This is a genomic window from Streptomyces sp. NPDC052036, from assembly GCF_040680495.1.
Lineage (GTDB): Bacteria > Actinomycetota > Actinomycetes > Streptomycetales > Streptomycetaceae > Streptomyces.
Genome location: NZ_JBFAWW010000046.1, coordinates 18,938 through 38,565, shown reverse-complemented (window position 1 = coordinate 38,565; position 19,628 = coordinate 18,938). Strand labels below are relative to the sequence as shown.

At 72.1% G+C, this 19,628-nt stretch carries 15 protein-coding genes and 1 pseudogene; 7 read left to right on the top strand and 9 right to left on the bottom strand.

Going from position 1 to position 19,628, the window contains the following annotated elements:
- The first annotated feature begins 23 nt into the window (after positions 1-23).
- On the top strand, positions 24-3,176 hold the full coding sequence (locus AB0L95_RS36710; protein ID WP_365169878.1) for a carboxyl transferase domain-containing protein: 3,153 nt from the start codon (positions 24-26) through the stop codon (positions 3,174-3,176).
- Positions 3,177-3,287: 111 nt separating this feature from the next.
- Here AB0L95_RS36710 and AB0L95_RS36705 read toward each other — a convergent pair whose 3' ends face one another.
- Positions 3,288-4,094, bottom strand: coding sequence for a LysR family substrate-binding domain-containing protein (locus AB0L95_RS36705; protein WP_365169875.1), 807 nt, complete (start codon positions 4,092-4,094; stop codon positions 3,288-3,290).
- A 58-nt stretch (positions 4,095-4,152) separates the two neighbouring features.
- Between AB0L95_RS36705 and AB0L95_RS36700 the strand changes: the two genes are divergently transcribed.
- Positions 4,153-4,545 (top strand): DUF5997 family protein, encoded by a 393-nt coding sequence (locus AB0L95_RS36700; protein WP_365169872.1) that lies wholly within the window; start codon positions 4,153-4,155, stop codon positions 4,543-4,545.
- Between the two features lie 72 nt (positions 4,546-4,617).
- Here the strand turns inward: AB0L95_RS36700 and AB0L95_RS36695 are convergent, their stop codons facing one another.
- The 4 genes from AB0L95_RS36695 to AB0L95_RS36680 form a co-directional block, all read right to left on the bottom strand.
- Complete coding sequence (locus tag AB0L95_RS36695) at positions 4,618-5,685, bottom strand: iron-containing redox enzyme family protein (RefSeq protein WP_365169869.1); 1,068 nt, start codon at positions 5,683-5,685, stop codon at positions 4,618-4,620.
- Entirely contained in the window at positions 5,682-5,915 is a 234-nt protein-coding gene (locus tag AB0L95_RS36690; RefSeq protein WP_365169959.1) for a CDGSH iron-sulfur domain-containing protein, read from the bottom strand. Before AB0L95_RS36690 ends, AB0L95_RS36695 begins: the two co-directional genes overlap by 4 nt.
- Positions 5,916-5,949: 34 nt before the next feature.
- On the bottom strand, positions 5,950-6,627 hold the full coding sequence (locus AB0L95_RS36685; RefSeq protein WP_365169866.1) for a HemK2/MTQ2 family protein methyltransferase: 678 nt from the start codon (positions 6,625-6,627) through the stop codon (positions 5,950-5,952).
- Between the two features lie 117 nt (positions 6,628-6,744).
- Complete coding sequence (locus AB0L95_RS36680) at positions 6,745-7,584, bottom strand: SDR family oxidoreductase (RefSeq protein WP_365169863.1); 840 nt, start codon at positions 7,582-7,584, stop codon at positions 6,745-6,747.
- A gap of 332 nt (positions 7,585-7,916) precedes the next feature.
- Here AB0L95_RS36680 and AB0L95_RS36675 point away from each other — a divergent pair, with 332 nt between their 5' ends.
- The 4 genes and pseudogenes from AB0L95_RS36675 (at position 7,917) to AB0L95_RS36660 (ending at position 13,757) form a co-directional block, all read left to right on the top strand.
- Complete coding sequence (locus AB0L95_RS36675; RefSeq protein WP_365169956.1) at positions 7,917-9,794, top strand: glycoside hydrolase family 15 protein; 1,878 nt, start codon at positions 7,917-7,919, stop codon at positions 9,792-9,794.
- Complete coding sequence (locus AB0L95_RS36670; RefSeq protein WP_365169860.1) at positions 9,791-10,720, top strand: cyclase family protein; 930 nt, start codon at positions 9,791-9,793, stop codon at positions 10,718-10,720. Before AB0L95_RS36675 ends, AB0L95_RS36670 begins: the two co-directional genes overlap by 4 nt.
- A gap of 16 nt (positions 10,721-10,736) precedes the next feature.
- Complete coding sequence (locus AB0L95_RS36665; RefSeq protein ID WP_365169857.1) at positions 10,737-12,350, top strand: GMC family oxidoreductase; 1,614 nt, start codon at positions 10,737-10,739, stop codon at positions 12,348-12,350.
- 154 nt (positions 12,351-12,504) lie between these two features.
- Positions 12,505-13,757: pseudogene (locus AB0L95_RS36660) on the top strand (hypothetical protein).
- Positions 13,758-13,870: 113 nt separating this feature from the next.
- Here AB0L95_RS36660 and AB0L95_RS36655 read toward each other — a convergent pair.
- Genes AB0L95_RS36655 through AB0L95_RS36640 form a run of 4 tightly spaced genes read right to left on the bottom strand, consistent with a single transcriptional unit; the run spans position 13,871 to position 18,702 of the window.
- Positions 13,871-15,013, bottom strand: a complete 1,143-nt coding sequence (locus AB0L95_RS36655) for an XdhC family protein (RefSeq protein WP_365169854.1) — start codon at positions 15,011-15,013, stop codon at positions 13,871-13,873.
- Positions 15,006-17,144 carry a xanthine dehydrogenase family protein molybdopterin-binding subunit gene (locus AB0L95_RS36650; protein ID WP_365169851.1) on the bottom strand — a complete coding sequence of 713 codons (2,139 nt, stop codon included), beginning with the start codon at positions 17,142-17,144 and terminating at the stop codon, positions 15,006-15,008. The genes AB0L95_RS36655 and AB0L95_RS36650 overlap by 8 nt, the downstream gene beginning before the upstream one ends.
- Positions 17,141-18,133, bottom strand: coding sequence for a xanthine dehydrogenase family protein subunit M (locus AB0L95_RS36645; protein WP_365169849.1), 993 nt, complete (start codon positions 18,131-18,133; stop codon positions 17,141-17,143). Before AB0L95_RS36645 ends, AB0L95_RS36650 begins: the two co-directional genes overlap by 4 nt.
- A complete protein-coding gene (locus AB0L95_RS36640) occupies positions 18,130-18,702 on the bottom strand; it encodes a 2Fe-2S iron-sulfur cluster-binding protein (RefSeq protein WP_365169846.1) in 573 nt (190 codons plus the stop codon). Before AB0L95_RS36640 ends, AB0L95_RS36645 begins: the two co-directional genes overlap by 4 nt.
- Before the next feature lie 289 nt (positions 18,703-18,991).
- Here AB0L95_RS36640 and AB0L95_RS36635 point away from each other — a divergent pair, with 289 nt between their 5' ends.
- Complete coding sequence (locus AB0L95_RS36635) at positions 18,992-19,570, top strand: TetR/AcrR family transcriptional regulator (protein WP_365169843.1); 579 nt, start codon at positions 18,992-18,994, stop codon at positions 19,568-19,570.
- Positions 19,571-19,628 lie beyond the last annotated feature (58 nt).

Sequence of the window (19,628 nt, the reverse complement as noted above, 5' to 3'; positions counted from 1 at the left end):
GAAACTCGATCGGGGAGGGATTCATGGGCTCTGCCGCCGTGCTCGTCGCGAACCGCGGTGAGATCGCCGTCCGGGTGCTGCGCGCCGCCGCCGAACTGGGCCTGCGGACGGTCGCCGTGTATGCGGACGGCGACGATCCGCACACCCGGCACGCCGACGAGGCCGTGCCGGTCGGCGACTATCTGGACGCGCGGGCGCTGGTGGCGGCCGCGCGCTCGGCCGGCTGCGGCTTTCTGCACCCGGGCTACGGTTTCCTCAGCGAGGATCCGCAGCTGGCCCGGCTCTGCGCCGCCGAGGGCGTCACCTTCGTCGGCCCCGCACCGGACGTCCTCGCGCTCTTCGGCGACAAGGCACGCGCGCGTGCGCTCGCCGCGGACTGCGGCGTGCCCGTACTGCCGGGCGGCGGCACGACCTTGCCGGAGGCCCGGGAGTTCCTGCACGGCGGACCGCTGATGATCAAGGCGGTCGGCGGGGGCGGCGGGCGCGGGATGCGGGTGGTACGCACGGCCGGTGAGCTGGAGGAGGCCTGGGAGCGCTGCCGCTCCGAGGCGCGGACGGGGTTCGGTCGCGACACGCTGTACGTCGAGCGGCTGCTGGAGGGCGCCCGGCACATCGAGGTGCAGATCCTCGGTGACACGAGCGGCGCCGTCGCCCATCTGTGGGAGCGGGACTGCAGCACGCAACGCCGCCACCAGAAGCTCATCGAGATCGCACCGGCACCGGAACTCCCCGATTCCGTGCGCGAGAAGCTTCTGGCGGCCGCGCTGCGCCTGGCCCGCGCCACCGGCTACACGGGGCTCGGCACCTTCGAATTCCTGGTGCGGGACGCGGAGTTCCACTTCATTGAGGCCAACCCACGGCTCCAGGTGGAGCACACGGTCACCGAGGAGGTGACGGGCGTCGATCTGGTGGCCGTCCAACTGCGCCTGGCGGCGGGCGAGTCGCTCGCGTCGCTGGGCCTCGCGGGCCCACCTCCGCCGCCGCGCGGGTTCGCGGTGCAGGCCCGGGTCAACGCCGAGGTGGCAGCCGCCGACGGCGCTGTCCGGCCGTCGGCAGGGCGGCTGACCCGCTTCGAGGTACCGACAGGACCGGGGGTGCGCGTCGACACAGCACTTCGGACCGGCGCCGACGTGGGCGTGCGCTACGACTCGTTGCTCGCGAAGGTGGTGGCGCACGTTCCGCAGGGCGGCTGGGAGGCGGCCAGTGCCCGGGCGCGACGGGCACTCGGAGAGTTCACGGTGGAGGGCGTGCGGACGTCGATCCCGCTGCTGCGGGCGGTGCTGGAGCGGCCGGACTTCTGGGCGCACACGGGCTTCGTCCAGCAGTGTCTGCCGGAGCTGGTGCCCGACGAGCCGGCCCCGGCCGACGGCTCGGCGACCGGCGGCACCGTGACCGCACCGCTCAGCGGCACGGTGGTCTCCGTCGGGGTCGCACCGGGCGAGACGGTGCGCGCGGACGGGCAGCTGCTGGTGCTGGAGGCGATGAAGATGGAGCACGTCGTGCGCGCTCCGGGCTCGGGAGTCGTACGCGCCCTGCACGCGCGCGTGGGCGACACCGTGGGCGAGGGCCGCCCCCTGCTGGAGCTGGACATCACGGATGACGGACCCCTTGAGGACGACGGCGCGCCGCTCCTGGACCCGGACGCCGTACGGCCCGATCTCGCCGAGGCCGTCCGGCGGCATGCGTTCGGCCTGGACGAGAACCGGCCGGAGGCCGTGGCGCAGCGCCATGCGCTCGGCCGTCGTACGGCGCGCGAGAACATCGCCGACCTGTGCGACGAGGGGTCGTTCACCGAGTTCGGCGCGCTCGCGATCGCCGCGCAGCGGCGCCGGCGTTCGCTGGAGGACCTCATCCGGTCGACGCCCGCGGACGGCATGGTCACCGGCACCGGGCGGGTGGACGGCGCACCGTGCGTGGTGATGTCGTACGACTACACGGTCCTGGCGGGCACCCAGGGACTGCAGAACCACCGCAAGACCGACCGGATGCTCCGGATCGCCGGGGAACGCGGGCTGCCCGTGGTGCTGTTCGCGGAGGGCGGCGGGGGGCGGCCCGGGGACACGGACACCACGGCCGTGGCGGGCCTGGACGTGACCACGTTCCAACGGATGGGCCGCCTCAGCGGCAGTGTCCCGTTGGTCGGCATCGCCTCGGGGCGCTGTTTCGCGGGCAACGCGGCCCTCCTCGGCTGCTGCGACGTCGTGATCGCCACGCCCGACGCCACGATCGGCATGGGCGGACCGGCGATGATCGAGGGCGGCGGGCTCGGCGTGTACCGCCCCGAGGAGGTGGGGCCGCGCGCGGTCCAGGCCGCGGGCGGGGTGGTGGACGTCGAGGCCGCCGACGAGGCGGAGGCGGTGGATGCGGCCCGGCGATACCTCTCGTACTTCCGGGGGCCGCAGGAGAGCTGGGAGGCGCCCGACGCCCGGTTGCTGCGTCACGCCGTCCCGGAGAACCGCCGTCGGGCGTACGACGTGCGTACGGTGATCGGGGCGCTGGCGGACACCGGTGCGGTGCTGGAGCTGCGGCGGCCCTTCGGGGTGGGCGTCCTGACGTGTCTGGTCCGGATCGGGGGCCGCCCGATGGGCTTGATCGCGAACAATCCGGCGCACCTCGGCGGGGCCGTCGACCGTGACGCCGCCGACAAGGCCGCCCGCTTCCTCCAGCTCTGTGACGCGTTCGGGCTGCCGGTCGTCTCGCTGTGCGACACACCGGGCTTCATGGTGGGACCGGACGCCGAACGGACGGCGACGGTACGTCACTTCGCCCGCCTCTTCGTCACCGGCGCCAACCTGCGGGTGCCGCTGGTGAGCCTGGTTCTGCGGAAGGCGTACGGCCTGGGCGCGATGGCGATGATGGGCGGTTCCACCCACGCTCCGCTGGCCACCGCGGCCTGGCCCACGGGCGAGTTCGGCGGCATGGGTCTGGAGGGTGCGGTCCGCCTCGGCTACCGCAGGGAACTGGCCGCCATCGAGGACCCGGAGGAACGGGCCCGTGTGTTCGAGGCACGGGTCGCGGAGCTGTACGAGCGCGGCAAGGCCGTCAACGCGGCAGCCGCGCTGGAGATCGACGCGGTGATCGATCCGGCCATGTCACGGGAGTGGATCCTCGCGGCGCTGGAGGACTGGGCGGGGCCGGAGGACGAACGGAGGCGCGGTTTCGTGGACACGTGGTGAGGCGGGATGCGGCGCCGGCACCGGTGCGCGCAGGACGGGGCACCGTCGAGCGCATCGCGGCGCCAGGGTCGGTGCCGGTGTCGTGTGTCCGCCGGGGTCGGTGTCGCGCGTCTACGACCGGCGGCGGGGCTTGCCGCGCCGGCTGCTCTGGGCTCCCCCGGAACCGCTCCGCGCACTCCTGCCCGTGGTGCCCGCGGGCTTCCCCGCCCGTCCCGTCTTCCCCGCCGTCTTCCCGGCCGCAGGCTGGCGCCGGGCACCGGCCGCGTCGGTGCGTGACTGCTTCGGCTGCGCGGCGGCCTGGGCCGGGGTGCGCCCCCGCGTGCTGTTCACCGTCCGTCCGCGCACGATCCCGATGAAGTCCTCGACCAGGTCCGTGGTCGCGTCCTCGGGCCAGGAGAGAGCGATACCCGACTGGGGGGCGTCCACCACGGTCCGGTAGGTGAGGTCACGGCGGTGGTACAGCCGCGCCAGCGACTGCGGGACGACCAGGAGCCCCACACCCGCCGCCACCAGCTCGATCGCGTCCTCCGTCGTGGCGGGCCGCTCGAACGCGGGCAGCCCGGGCGGCTGCTCCCAGCCGAGGACGTCGTCGAGGGGGTGGAACACGACCTCGTCGGCGAGGTCCCCCAGGGACACCTCTTCCACGGCGGTCACCAGGTGGTCCTTGGGGACGACGACGACCGTCGTCTCGGTGTAGAGGGGGATCGCGCTGAAGAAGGTGCGGTCCACCGGCAGCCGCAGGAGTCCCGCGTCGGCCTCGCGGTCGCGGAGCACGCCAGGGGCCTCGGCCGCCGGCACCTGGAGCAGCCTGAGCGGGACGTCGGGCAGGCGTTCGTTCCAGATCCGCACCCACTTGGCGGGCGTCACCCCGGGGACGTACGCGAGCCGGAACGAGGAGGTTGCTTCCGAGCCTGTCACCCCGCCAGGTTACCGGGCGTGGTCGGCGGACCCTTACCCGGCGGATAGTCTTGACACCATGAAGTCGCACCAGACCGCCCAGACGATGAAGCCCGCGACCGCGGCGAAGAAGCTGGGTGTGTACCTCCCCGCCACCCCCGCCGAGTTCCAGGAGGGTGTCGTCTCGCGCGCCGAGCTGAACGAGCTCCAGGCGAATCCGCCGGAGTGGCTGCGGGAGCTGCGGCTCAACGGACCGCACCCTCGCCCGGTGGTGGCGGCGAAGCTGGGCGTGTCCATCGCGGGTCTGGCGCGTGGCGGGGTCGCGGAGGCCCTCACCACCGAGCAGATCGACGCGCTCAAGGAGGACCGGCCCGAGTGGCTGGAGAAGGAACGCGCCACCCAGGCCGAGGTCCGCAAGGAAGCCGCCCGCATCAAGAAGCGGAACGCCGAGCGCGCCGAACAGGACCGCTAGGCCCCTCCCTGACGTCCGTCCCCCGAATCTCCGCCACGGGGCCCACGGGGCCGCGCTCCCCGGCCCCGCCGGTCAGATGGTGCCGCGGCCGGGTTCCCCGTCGTCGGCCCGGCGGGCCTCCCGTACCGGCGGCAGTGGTCCCGTCCGCAGGGCGGAGCCCCCTCCGCGCCACGCCTTGAGCAGGTACGCGGCGAGCCGGTCCTCCAGGAAGTCCGTGGCCCGGACGCCGAACACGACATCGGCCTCCAGGCCGGGCTCGCTCTCCAGCAGCCCGCCGACCACATCGTGGCGTACGACCTGCTCATGGACCGCGTCCGCCACCACGTGCTCCTCGTAGAAGCGCGTGGCCGCCGCGCCCGCGCCGACCCGGCGCAGGGCCTCCGCCAGACGGCGCGACCCCGGGGACGAGGTCACCTCCACGGCCGCGAAATGGCCGGTCAGGGCGCCCCTGAGGCCCCGGTGCAGGCCGAACAGCGACATCAGGTTGACCGTGGCGAGCAGCTCGGCGGGGGCGGCATCCAGGTAGTACCCGTAGGCCGTGCTGAGCCCCAGGTCCTGCATCAGATCCGCGTAGAGTCCCGCGTGGATCTCGTCGGCCCGTCCCGCCCCGAACTCGTCGAACTCCACGGCCGCCATGGCCGCCTTGGCCCGGCCGTGCAGCCGGGGGATCACCCAGGCGTGCGGATCGGCCTCCTTGAGGTGGTACAGCGACCGCAGCGCCGCGTACTCCCGCAGATGCTCCAGCCGGCCCTGGTTCCTCAGGAAGTGGGAGACGCCGGTGCCGTCGTCTCCGACCGGCTCGGCCTGGAGTTCGTCGAGGGCCTGCCGGGAGCCGACGCCGGCAACGGGGACGTCGGCCCGCAGAGCGGCCTGGAACCGCTCTTCGAGGGCGCGGCGGAGGGCGAGCAGCGCGGGATCCCATTCACGGTCGTCGTCGACCCCGTCGAATCCCTCGTAGTGCAGCTCGTACAGCACATAGAGCGCGAGCTGGAGATCCTCCCCGTAGGGCTCGCCGTCCTCCGACGGGGTGGCAGGGGCGCTCCCCTCGCGCAGGGCGGTCGCCACCGCGTGCGAGAGCGGTCCCCTGGCGTACGGCAGGGACGGGCTGCACCGGCGCGGTTCGGACCGGGTGATCGTCACTCCTGCGTCTCCCCTCCTGAGGGTCCGGGATCCTCTCCTCCTGCCGGTCCGGGATCGTTCAGGGGCCTCTCCCGGCGACGGTGGCTGGTGTCGCACCAGGGATAGGTACGGCTGCGCCGACAGGTACAGACGGCCACCAGGAACCGCCGGCTCACCACCCGCTCGCCGTCCGGGCCGATGATCTCCACCGGCCCCTCGACCAGCAACGGACCGTCCCGATCGGCCCGGATACGGCAGACGCGTTCCCGCCCGCGCGACACGGCTTCACGTTCGTACGGCACGGATGACCACCAGCTCTTCCACCATGTCGTCGCCCGTCAGGCCGCGCTGCCGTAGCCAGGTCAGCCGAGAGAGCAGTACCCGGCCGTAGGGCACCCTCGTACGGTCCATGGCCGTGGCGCTCAGTCCCTCCCCGGTCAGCCGCGCGAGCGTGTCCTCGACCCCGCACAACGCCGACTGCACCATGAGCAGGACACCGTGCGGGCGCAGCAGTGTGGTCGCGGCAGCGCAGATGCGGTCGAGCACCATACGGCCGTCCCACCCGGCGTCCCAGGCACGCGCGGCGCCCCGGGGAACCGCGCGGCAGGGCGACGGGACGTACGGCGGATTGCTGACCACGAGGTCGAAGCTGCGTCCGGGCACCGCCGAGGTGAGGTCACCACGGCGCACGCTGATGTTCTGCCGGCTGAGCAGCGCGTTCACCCGGGTCGCGAACACCGCCCGCCAGGAGATGTCGACCGCGGTGACCCGCGCGCCGAGCCGTGCGGCCGTCAGCGCGAGCGCCCCGGTACCGGTGCCCAGGTCCAGGACCTCCGTCCCCGGGGCGAGCCGCTCCCGGCACAGGGCCCAGGTCAGCAGCCGGGTGTCGTCCTGGGGCTCGTACACACCCGGTGGGACCCACGCGGGAGACCGCGGGATCGGGCAGCGGGCTTCGACGGTCATCGGCTCCTCCGTGTCTCCCTGGACGACACGCAGCCCCGAGTCCCCAGATGTGTCTGATCGACACGTGCGTGTCCGCTGGACGCGGGGCACCGGAGGAGGATCCGATCAGCGGCGGGTTCAGCCTCCTGTGGCGAAGCCGGGGAACAGGGTCATACCGCCGTCGACGTAGAGAGTGGCGCCGACGACGTAGTCGAGCAGGTCGGAGGCCAGTACGCCGACCGCCCGCGCGATGTCCTCCGGCTGGCCCACCCTGCCGTACGGGATCAACTCCAGCAGGCTTGCCTCGGCCTGGGGAGTGTCCCAGGCGCTGCGGTTGATGGGGGTGCGGATCGCTCCGGGTGCGACTCCGTTGACCCGGATCCGCTGCGGTGCCAGCTCCTGGGCCATGGTTTCCATCAGCATCTGGACGCCGCCTTTGGAAGCCGCGTAGTTCACATGGCCGGCCCAGGGGATCACCTGGTGCACCGAGCTCATGCAAATGATCTTCCCGGCGGACGACGACACCTCGGGGACCACTCCCCTGCGCAGGAACTCCTTGGTCACCTCCCGCGCACACAGGAACTGCCCGGTGAGATTGACGTCCAGGACCTTCTGCCACTGCGCGAGGGTCATGTCCCTGAGGCGGGCGTCCCGCTGCAGACCGGCGTTGGCGACCAGGATGTCGACCGTGCCCAGCTCCTCCACCATGCGGGACACCATGCCGACGACCTGGTCCTCCTGGGAGACGTCCGCCTGGTGGGCGTAGGCGCGCACCCCGAAGGCCTCGATCTCCCGCACCACCTGATCCGCGGAGTCGGCGTCGGCGACGTAGTTGACGACGACGTCGGCGCCCATCCGGCCCAGACCGACGGCGGTGGCCTTGCCGATCCCGGAATTGGCGCCGGTGACCAACGCCTTCTGCCCCTTCAGGAGCGCAATGCCGCCGGTCCTCAAAGCCTCGTCCACGCTGGTGCCCACGCTCGCCTCCAGTCGGTACCGCCCCGGAACACGGCCGGGACCACCTCGGTTCTCCGGCCGGTCACCCCTGACCACACCACTCGACCACCCATGACCACACCACTTCGCGCAGCACTCCGGGCGCCGCGAAACCCGACTCGGGCGCGCCTTCACTCCTTCGGCGTCCGCTGCTTCGGCGTTCCCTGCCTCGGCGTTCGCTGCTTCGGCGCTCACTCCTTGTGCGTCGCGGAAACGGGGGCCGTCCGGCAGGGCGGTGGCGCGGGCGGCCGCCCGGGGCCGAGACCGCCCGTACTCGCCGCGCGCACCCTCACCTCATGGGCCACATTGGGACCATGGATCGCTATCCGCCGATCGCCGATCACGGACTGGTGGGTGATCTGCAGACCGCCGCCCTGGTCTCCGCTCAGGGTGTCGTGGACTGGTTCGCCGCGCCGCGGTTCGACTCGCCCAGTGTCTTCGCGTCCCTGCTCGACCACGACCGCGGAGGCTACTTCCGACTGGCACCGGTGGGCGGGGACGGCGGAACCTGGCGGCAGCTCTACTACCCGGACAGCGCCGTGCTGGTGACCCGGTTCATGTCGGCCGAAGGCGTGGGCGAAGTGATCGACTGCATGCCCGCCGACCGCCCGCACCGGGCCAGTGACCGCCACACCCTGGTACGGGCCGTGCGGACCGTGCGCGGCACGGTCCGCTTCGCCCTGGAGTGCCGCCCCCGGTTCGACTACGCACGAGCCGCGCACACCGTCGAACTGCGGGAGGACACCGCCTCCTTCCACTCCCCGGGCATGACCGCCCATCTGCAGAGCACTTTTCCCCTGCGGCGCGACGGACAGGACGTCATCGGCGAGGTGACCCTGCGCGAGGGCCAGGTCTCCGCCACGGTCTTCACCGTCTGCGAGCCGGGCGGGTCCGCGCCCCCGCCGCCCACCGAGGAGCAACTGTCCGGCGAGATCTGGAAGACCATCGGCTTCTGGCAGCGATGGGTCCACACCTGCCGCTACCGGGGACGGTGGCCGGACATGGTGCACCGCTCGGCCATCACCCTGAAGCTGCTCACCTACGCCCCCACCGGAGCCCCGATCGCCGCCGCCACCATGGGCCTGCCGGAACAGATCGGCGGGGAACGCAACTGGGACTACCGCTACACCTGGGTCCGGGACGGTTCGCTGTCGGTGCGCGCCCTGCTCGACCTCGGCTTCGTCGAGGAGGCGAACGCCTTCGTCCGGTGGCTGGGAGACCGGCTGCACGATCAGGCGGGGCCCGACGGAGAACCGTTGCAGATCATGTACCGGGTGGACGGGGACCCTCATCTGCCCGAGGAGATCCTGCCGCACCTGGCGGGCTATCGGGGCTCCTCACCGGTCCGGGCCGGGAACGCCGCGGCGGACCAGCTCCAGCTGGACATCTACGGCGAGGCCCTGTACGCGATCTCCGAGGGCCGCAAGATCGGCACGCATGTGGGCTACCACGGCTGGAAGGGACTCAGCCGCACCCTGGACTGGCTCGCCGACTCCTGGGACCGGCCCGACGAGGGCATCTGGGAGACCCGCGGCGGCCGCAAGGACTTCACCTACAGCCGAGTGATGTGCTGGGTGGCGTTCGACTGCGGTCTGCGGCTGGTCCAGGAGTGGCGCCGACCGGCGGACACCGCGCTCTGGACCGCCGCCCGCGACGCCATCCTCGACCAGGTCATGGAGCGCGGCTGGAGCAAGGAGGAACAGGCACTGGTCCAGCACTACGACAGCAACGTCCTGGACGCGTCGCTGCTCCTGGTCCCCCGGCTGGGTTTCCTCGCACCCATGAGCCCGGGCTGGCTGAACACACTGAACGCCATCGACCGCAAACTGGTCTCCGACAGCCTGGTCTACCGCTACGACCCGGCCGCCTCCCCCGACGGACTGCGCGGCGAGGAAGGCACCTTCAGCCTCTGCACCTTCCTCTACGTCGACGCCCTGGCACGCTCGGGCCAACTGGCCAAGGCGCGCTACACGTTCGAGAAGATGCAGACCTACGCCAACCACGTCGGACTGTTCGCCGAGGAGATCGGACCCGGCGGCGAGCAGTTGGGCAACTTCCCCCAGGCCTTCACCCATCTCTCGCTCATCATGGCCGCCTCCTCGCTCGACGACGCCCTCGACGAGGCCGCCGACCGGTCCTACCTCCCGCCGGACGACGAGAAAGCACCCCCATGGCGCATCACCCCGGTATGACCGATCCCCTCGCACTCAGCCCGGACGACTTCGAGGCGCTGTACCGGCGCCTGCGCGGAGCGGCCGGCGCCGCCCCCACCCCCAGAGGGGCCCTGGACCGGATCACGCCGGAGCTGGTACGGCGCGCGGTGGGCGAAGTCCGCACCGGACGCACCGTGTCGATGGCCGCACCGGTGGAAACACGGGAGGAGCCCGACTGCCCCGACCCGGCCCGGCACTGGCTGACCGCCCCGGTCCCGCCCGAATCGCCCGCCGACGGGCTGCACTTCGCCAGGGACCGGCTGGCGATGAACATGCACAGCAACGTCGACAGCCATCTCGACGCACTGTGCCACGTCATCTGGGAGGGAACCCTCTACGGCGGCACCCCGCCGAGCAGCCTCACGCCGTCCGGAGCCACCGCGCTCTCCGTCGACCTGGCACGCGACGGCATCGTCGGACGCGGAGTCCTGTTGGACATCCCCGCGCTGCACGGGGTGCCGTGGCTCGAACCCGGCGCCCAGGTGACGACCGAGGACCTCGTGGCCGCGGAAGCCGCACAGAACGTCCGGGTGGAGCCGGGAGACCTGCTGTTCGTGCGGGTGGGGCACCGCCGGCGCCGCAGGGCCATGGGTCCCTGGGACGCCGCGCGCGAGCGGGCCGGTATCCACCCCGCCGCGATGGAGTTCCTCGCCGAGCGGGAGGTCGCGGTCCTGGGCTGCGACAGCAACAGCGACGCCGCACCCGGCGCGATCCCCGGGGTCGCGTTCCCGATCCATGTGCTCGCCGTGCACGCCATGGGCATCCATCTGCTGGACTATCTGCAGTTCGAGGACCTGACGCCGCTCTGTGCCGGACGGGGGCACTGGTCCTTCCTGTGCGTCATCGCTCCGCTCCGGATCCCCGGGGCCACCGGATCCCCCGTCAACCCGATCGCCGTCCTGTGAAGGGGGGAACCGGAACATGACCGACGACCGGCACTACGACGTCATCGTCATCGGATCCGGCGCGGGCGGCGGCACCCTGGCCCACCGACTGGCCCCCACCGGCGCACGCGTCCTCATCCTGGAACGCGGCGACTATCTGCCGCGGGAGCGCGACAACTGGGACTCCTCCGCCGTCTTCGTCAGGGCCAAGTACCGAGCACCCGAGGTCTGGTACGACCGGCACGACAACGCCTTCCCGCCGGAGGTCAACTACTACGTCGGCGGGAACACCAAGTTCTACGGCGCGGCCCTGTTCCGCCTGCGTCCCGAGGGCTTCGGCGAACTGCGTCACCACGACGGCATCTCCCCCGCCTGGCCGCTGGACTACGCGGACTTCGAGCCGTACTACACCCAGGCCGAGCACCTGTACCGGGTGCACGGCCGCCATGGGGAGGATCCCACCGAGGGGCCGGCGAGCGCCCCGTACGCTCATCCGCCGGTCCGGCACGAGCCGCGGATCCAGCGGCTCAACGACGATCTGGAGAAGCAGGGGTTGCACCCGTTCCACCTCCCCATGGGGGTCGATCTGGTCCAGGACGCGCAAGGCCGCGCGACCAGGGACGGCGCATGCATCCGCTGCGACCGCGTCGACGGCTTTCCCTGTCTGCTGCTGGCCAAGTCCGACGCACAGGTCATCTGTGTCGACCCCGCGCTGCGGTACGACAACGTCACCCTCGTCACGGGCGCCACCGTGCGGCGCCTGGAGACCGACGGCAGCGGACGGACCGTCACCGCCGTCGTCGCCGAACTCGCCGACCAGGCCGACGAGGCCGACCAGGGGCTCGTGCGCTACCGAGGGGACATCGTGGTGGTCGCCTGCGGGGCGGTGAACTCCGCGGCCCTGCTGCTGCGTTCGGCCGGCGACCGGCATCCGGACGGGCTGGCCAACAGCTCGGGCGTCGTCGGCCGCCACTACATGCGCCACAACAACCTGGCGTTGATGGCGGTGTCGCTCGAACCCAACGACACCCGCTTCCAGAAGACACTGGCGCTGAACGACTGGTACCTGGGCGCCGACGACTGGGACTATCCGCTCGGCGGTGTCCAGATGCTCGGCAAGTCGGACGCCGAGCAGATCCGCGGCGAGGCCCCGCACTGGGCCGCTCTCGCCGCACCGGACCTGCCCTTCGAGACTCTGGCCCACCACGCGGTCGACTTCTGGCTCTGCGGTGAGGACCTCCCCCGGCCCGACAACCGGGTCACCCTGGACCACGAGGGCGGTATCCACCTGGCCCTGGACGAGCGGAACAACATCGCCGGAGTCACCCGGCTGCGGCACAAGCTGCAGGGGATGCTCAGCAGTCTGGGCATGCACCGGAACCATCTGCTGCCCCACAGCCTCTATCTGCACAAGGGCATGCCCATCGGCGCCACCGCCCACCAGGCCGGCACCGTCCGCTTCGGCGACGATCCGCGCAGTTCGGCCCTGGACATCCAGTGCAAGGCCCATGACCTCGACAACCTCTATGTCGTGGACACGAGTTTCTTCCCGAGCATCGGAGCCGTGAACCCGTCCCTGACCGCGATCGCCAACGCGTTGCGCGTCGGCGACCACATCGCCGAACGCCTCGGCGCACGGGCGGCAACCTGACGCACGGACAGGGACTGACGCACGGGCGGGGGCTGACGCACGGGCGGGGGCTGACGCACGGGCGGGCCCCGGCGGATGGGCGGCCTCCGGTGGTGGGCGGCCGGGGCGAAAAACCCGAATGCACCGCCTCGCGCGACCGTGGAATCATGCGGCGGTGATCCACCGTCTCGAACCGCTGGTCGTCCGGCACACCCACCGCCTGCCCTCCCCCACGGGACCCTCGGGGAAGGGCGACATCGCAGCGCGGCAGTTCGACGCCGCGCTGATGTCCGTGGGCTTCAAACTCTCGGCGGACCTGCTGGAGCATCTGTCGGCGCTGTCCGGGGACACGGTCGTCTGACACCGCCGTACGCACCCTGGACACCGTCCGGGAGATGGTCGGGGACCATGTGCGGCACAACGTCTACTTCGTCGACTTCCCGGCCAATGTGCCCGACACCTTCGACTTCTGGATGGGCTGCATCGCCGAGGCGCTCGACGACGACACCACGCGCGAGCGCACACAGGCCCAGCTGGAAAGCGGTGTGCTGGACCTGCTCACCCTCCCGTCCTACGGCAACTACCGGCACACCTACGCCCAGATGCTCGCCGCCCATGACGAGCTGAGTCGACCCCGATGTCCTGGAAGTCGCGCTCCCGCTCAGCGGCCGGGCGACCACGTCCGGCCTCGGCGTGCTGCCCCGGGGTTCCGTCTCCCCCGTCGACGGCGAACTGCTGCGCTTCTTCGTCTACTGGAAGCAGACGGCCCACCGCACCGACTACGACCTGTCAGCACTGACCCTGAACTCCGACTACTCGACCCGCTCCTGGCTGTCCTACACGCATCTCGCCGACGTCGAGGGCGAGCACTCGGGCGACGTCACCGACGCCCCCGACGGCGCCTCGGAGTTCATCAACCTGCGGCTGGGCGCCGTGCGCGGCACCGTCATCGTCCCGCAGGTCCACATCTTCGCGGGCGAGGGCTTCGAGGAGACGGAGGAGTCGTTCCTCGGGTTCATGCTGCGCGACGCCGAGCAGCGAGGCCGGCCGTTCGAGCCGCGCACCGTGCGCATGAAGTCCGAACTGCGCGGCCCCGGCCGGGTCGCGCTGCCGCTGGCGTTCCACCGCGGCCATGACGACCGGTGGCGCGCCGGATGGCTGCACCTCTATCTCAAGGCGAACCGTCGGCCAACCGGGTCGAGGAGCACCGGGTGTCGGTCGCGACGCTGCTACGCGGCGTCATGGAGCGCGCTCCCCTGACGGTCCGGTATCTCACCGACCTGATGGCCGACGGTGCCACACGTGTGACGGCCTGGGACGGCGAGACGGTCCCGGACGGTCCGGTCACCTACATCGGTCTGGAGCGGCCGAGGGACTGCCTCCCGGGTCATCACCCCGGGAAATCTGCGCGACCTGATCCCGGACTGACTGCTACCGTTGATCACGGTGAGGGCTATGAGGGGGCTTCCTTCTCAATTCCCTTTGATGCCAGTCCCTTCGCTCTCCTCGCCCTCGACGTCGCGCGGCGGCACCCCGGCCCCTCAGGCGGCCACGGCGCCGCCGCGTGCACCGCTGTCGCGGTGGATGGGCCTCCCGGAGCCGGTCAGCGGGACGCCGGTGCCGCCTCGCCGGGACGCCACGATCTCCGCCGCTATGGACAGTGCGGTCTCCTCGGGCGTACGCGCGCCGAGATCGAGGCCGATCGGCGACCTCAGCCGGGCCATCTCCCGCCCGCTCACGCCTGCTTCACGCAGTCGTCGGGTGCGGTCCTCGTGGGTGCGGTGCGAGCCCATGGCGCCGACGTAGGCGACCGGCAGCCGCAGGGCGGCCTTCAGCAGCGGTATGTCGAACTTGGGGTCGTGGGTGAGCACGCACAGGACCGTGCGTTCGTCGGTCGCGGTGCGCTGGAGATAGCGGTGCGGCCAGTCCACGACGATGTCGTCGGCCTCGGGGAAGCGGGCTCGCGTGGCGAAGACGGGGCGGGCGTCGCACACGGTCACGTGATAGCCGAGGAACTTGCCCACCCGCACGAGCGCCCCGGCGAAGTCGATCGCGCCGAAGACGATCATGCGGGGCTGCGGCACGCGCGACTCGACGAACAGGGTGAGACCGCCGGGGCAGTGCGACCCGTCCTCGGAGAGGCCGACCGTGCCGGTGCGCCCGGTGTCCAGAAGCGCCCGGGTCTCGGCCGCCGCCGTCCGGTCCAGCTCCGGACGGCCTCCGAGGCCGCCTTCGCCGGCTCCGTCGGGGCGGACCAGCAGGGCCCCGCCGAGGAGTTCGGCCGGGCCCCGGACGATCCGCGCGAGCGCCACCGGCTCACCCCGTACGGCCGCCGCCAGCGCCGAGCGGAACACCGCCGTGGCGGGCGCCTGCGCATCGACCGGGGTGATCAGGACGTCGATGACGCCGCCGCAGGTCAGGCCGACGGAGAAGGCGTCCTCGTCGCTGTAGCCGAACCGTTCGACGACGCTCTCGCCGTCGTTCAGCGCCTGGCGGCACAGCTCGTACACCGCCCCCTCGACACAGCCGCCGGAGACCGAGCCGATGACCGTTCCGTCGCTGTCGACGGCGAGGGCGGCACCCGGGTCGCGGGGCGCGCTGCCGCCGACGCCGACGACGGTCGCCACGGCGAAGGACCGGCCCTGGTCCATCCAGCGGTTCAGCTCCTCGGCGATGTCAAGCATGCGTCGCTCCCTCGGCGGCCGACAGGACACGGTCCGGCCGGATGGGCAGGTTCCGGTGACGGACGCCGGTCGCGTGCCAGACCGCGTTGGCGATCGCCGCCGCGGCGCCCACGATGCCGATCTCACCGACGCCCTTGATCCCGACCGGGTCGTCCGGGTCCGGGTCGTCGATCCAGTCCGCCTCGATGAGCGGCACGTCGGCGTGCGTGGCGACGTGATAGCCCGCGAGGTCGGCTCCCACGTGGCCGCCCGTGGCCGCGTCCCGTACCGCCTCCTCGTGCAGTGCCATGGAGATGCCCCAGATCATGCCTCCGACGAACTGGCTGCGCGCGGTGAGCGGGTTGACCACCCGGCCCGCCGCGAAGACGCCGAGCATGCGCCGCACCCGTACCTCGCCGGTGGTGACGTCCACCGCGACCTCGGCGAACTGCGCCCCGAAGGAGTGCCGTTCCTTCCTCGCGAGGGCCCCGATGGCCGCGGAGGTGTCGGACCGTACCGTGATCCCCTCCGGAGGGATGCCCGCCCCGAGAGCGAGCCGCTCCCGCAGCTCACCGGCCGCGGTCTGGACGGCCCAGGCCCAGGAGCGGGTGCCCATCGAGCCGCCGGCGATCATCGCCGGACCGAAGTCGCTGTCCCCGATCCGCACGCGGACGCGCTCCGGCGTCACGTCGAGCGCGTCGGCGGCGATCAGGGTGAGCGCGGTCCGCGCGCCCGTTCCGATGTCCGAGGCGGCGATCCGCACGGTGAAGGTGCCGTCCGGCTCGGCCGTCAGGGCCGCCGTGGACGGTCCGGCTCCCGACGGGAAGGAGGCGGCCGCGGTGCCGGTGCCGAGCAGCCAGCGCCCGTCGCGGCGCCGGCCGGGCCGCGGATCCCGGTCCGCCCAGCCGAACCGCCGGGCGCCCTCGCGGAAGCACGCGAGCAGATTGCGGCTGCTGAACGGCAGTCCGGACAGGGGGCCCCGCTCGGGCTCGTTGCGTACGCGCAGCTCGATCGGGTCGATCCGGCACTTCTCGGCGAGTTCGTCGAGCGCGGCCTCCAGCGCGAACGACCCGGGTGCCTCGCCCGGCGCGCGCATCCAGGTCGGGGTCGGCACATCGAGCCGTACGACCCGGTTGGCCGTGTGATGGGCGTCGGCGTCGTACATCACCCGGGCCGGTGCGGCGCCCGGCTCGACGAACTCGTGCACGGCGGAGGTGAGGCTCAGACAGCTGTGTTCCAGCGCGCGCAGCCGCCCGTCGGCGTCGGCCCCCAGCCTGACCCGCTGTGTCGTGGGACTGCGGTAGCCGGCCAGGGAGAACATCTGACGGCGGGTCATGACCACGCGGACCGGCCGCTGGAGAACGGTCGCGGCCATCACGGCGCCCACCTGGTGGGCTCGGACACCCTTGCTGCCGAAGCCGCCGCCGATGTGCTCGGACCGCACCCGCACCGAGTCCGGGTCGAGCGAGAGCAGCTTCGCGAGTTCGCCCGCGACCCAAGTGGTGCCCTGGTTGGAGTCGACGACCTCGAGTCGGCCGCCGTCCCAGTGGGCCGCCGCCGCGTGCGGCTCCATCGGGTTGTGGTGCTCTTCCGGGGTGGTGTACTCGGCGTCCACGACGACGGCGGAGGCGGCGAGTTCGGCCTGGAGGTCGCCCTTCTCCGCCACCCCCGGCGTATGGCCCTCCACCGGGTACGCGTCCGGGTGTCCGGCGAAGAAGGCGACGTCGTGCGGTTCCTGCTCGTAGTGCACCACGAGCGCCTCTGCGGCCTCCCTGGCCTGTTCGGGTGTCTCGGCGACGACCAGCGCGACGGGCCAGCCCAGATGCGGCACCCGGTCGTTCTGGAAGAGGGCCACGCTCGGGTCCGGCCGGGATCCGAGCATGCCGACGAAGTCGCTGTCGACGCGTGGTGCGTTCTCGTGGTGCAGCACGGTGAGGACGCCGGGCATGGCGAGGACGGGGGCGGTCTCGATCGAGCGGACGCGGCCACGGGCGACGGTGGACAGGACCAGCCAGCCGTGGGCGAGCCCGGCGAAGGGGATCTCGCCGGCGTAGCGGGCCGCTCCGGTGACCTTGTCCCGGCCCTCCACACGGGTGTGCGGCGTGCCGACGGAGCCCCGCGTCGTGGTGGTGCCGGTCGTGGCGGTGGTCATCGGTCGGTCTCCTCGGCGAGTTCGGTCAGCAGGGCCACCACGAGATTGCGCATGAGCGTGACCTTGTATCCGTTGTGGGGCAGCGGCTCAGCCGCCGCCAGTTCGGCGTCCGCGGCGGCGGCGAACGTCTCGGCGTCGGCCGGTGCCCCGGTCAGCACCCGCTCGGCCGTGCGGGCCCGCCAGGGCCGGGACGCGACCGCGCCGAAGGCCAGTCGCGCCTCGCGCACAAGACCGTCGCGCACGTCGAGCGCGGCGGCGATCGAGCCGATCGCGAAGGCGTACGAGGCGCGCTCGCGCACCTTGCGATAGCGGGAGCGGGCGGCGACCGGGGCGGGCGGCAGCGTGACGCCGGTGATCAACGCGCCCGTCGGCAGCGCGGTCTCCCGGTGCGGGGTGTCGCCGACCGGCAGATAGAACTCGCTGAGCGGCAACTCGCCTGGCCCGTCGGCGGTTTCGTACGAGACCACCGCGTCGAAGGCGGTGAGCGCCACGCCCATGTCCGAGGGGTGGACGGCCACACAGTGCTCGGAGGCGCCCAGGATGGCGTGATTGTGGTGCTCGCCCTCGACGGCGGGGCAACCGCTGCCGGGACGGCGCTTGTTGCAGGGGCGGGTCACATCGGTGAAGTAGCCACAGCGGGTGCGCTGGAGCAGATTGCCGCCGACCGTGGCCATGTTGCGCAGTTGCCCGGAGGCGCCGGCCAGCACGGCCTGCGTCAACGCCGGGTAGCGCCCCCGGACTTCGGGGTGGGCCGCGAGGTCGCTGTTGGTGACGGTCGCGCCGATGCGCACCCCGCCCTCCGGGGTCGACTCCACCCGGTCCAGGGGGAGTTGCCGTACGTCGACGAGTCGGGCGGGCCGCTCTACGCCGGTCTTCATCAGGTCGACGAGGTTGGTGCCACCCGCGAGGAAGCGCGCCTCCGGATCGGCCCCGAGCAGCGCCACCGCGCCGGCGACGTCGGACGCCCTCTGATAGCCGAACTCCTTCATGCCACCGCCTCCGTGGCCTCGTCGGCCGCCGCCTGGACGGCGGCCGCCCGGGCGACGGCCTGGACGATCGACACATACGCGCCGCAGCGGCACAGGTTCCCGCTCATCCGTTCCCGGATCTCGTCGGCCGTCAACGGCGGTGGGCCCGCTTCGGGTCGTACGTCGTCGGTGACGGCGCTGGGCCAGCCCGCCGCGTGTTCCTCGATCACCGCGACGGCGGAGCAGATCTGGCCCGGGGTGCAGTAGCCGCACTGGTAGCCGTCGAAGTCGAGAAACGCCTGCTGCACCGGATGCAGCCGCTCCCCCTCGGCCACCCCTTCGATGGTGGTGATCTCACGATCCTCGGCGGCCACCGCCAGTTGCAGGCAGGAAACCGCCCGGCGCCCGTCGATCAGAACCGTGCACGCACCGCACTGTCCCTGGTCACAGCCCTTCTTCGTACCGGTCAGATCGAGACGCTCGCGCAGGGCGTCGAGCAGGGTGGTGCGGTGGTCGGCGGTCAGCTGGTGCTTCTCGCCGTTGATGTTCAAGGTGATGGCGCTGTACGTCGACGAGGGGGCTGGGGCCATGATCAGCCTTCTTTCGCATATCCGGGATCCGGAAGGCGTTCAAGGTGGGCGGTCCGGCGGGCAGACGGTTCAGGAGACGGTGGGCCGGCCCCTTTGACGGGGCGGGGCACTTCGGAGACATACGTGATACGCGGCAGGAGTGCCGACGGTCACGCCCCTGTCGTTCGCATCGACGGCGTCCGCCGCTATGGTGGAGCTAACCGGACAGCTGTCCGCTATTGCACGAACTTAACGGACAGCTGTCCGCTTAGCAAGACCGGGTTCGGCCAGGAGCCTGGGAGGAGGACGAGTGCAGCAGAAGAAGGACGCACCCCAGCGCTCGGACGCACAGCGCAATCGCGAGCGCATCCTGGAAGTGGCACTGGCCGAGCTGACGCGCTGCGCGGACGCCCCGCTGAGCGTGATCGCCAAGAAGGCGGGCGTCGGACAGGGCACGTTCTACCGCAACTTCCCCCATCGCGAGGCGCTCGTCCTCGAGATCTACCGCTACGAGATGCAGCAGGTCGCCGACAGCGCGACGCAGTTGCTGCGCAGCCGGGAGCCCGATCGGGCACTGCGTGAGTGGATGGACCGCCTCGCCGAGTTCGCCATGGCCAAGGCCGGGCTGGCGGACGCGATCCGGCTGGCCACCAGCGCCCCGGGCAGCCAGGCGAAGCCGGGGCACGCCCCAGTGGCCTCCGCGGCCGAACTCCTGCTCCGCGCCAACGAGGAGGCGGGCACGATCCGCCCCGGAGTCACCGCGGACGACTTCCTCCTGGCCATCGCCGGCCTCTGGCAGATCGACCCCCGCGGCGACTGGCAGCCGCGGGCCGCCCGGCTCCTGGACCTCGTCATGGACGGCCTGCGCGCGGGGGCACCAGAGCGGTGAGGGCCGCCGCGCCCGCCTCGGAGGCGCGGTAAATACGTGGACAGCGCTCCGTCGCGCC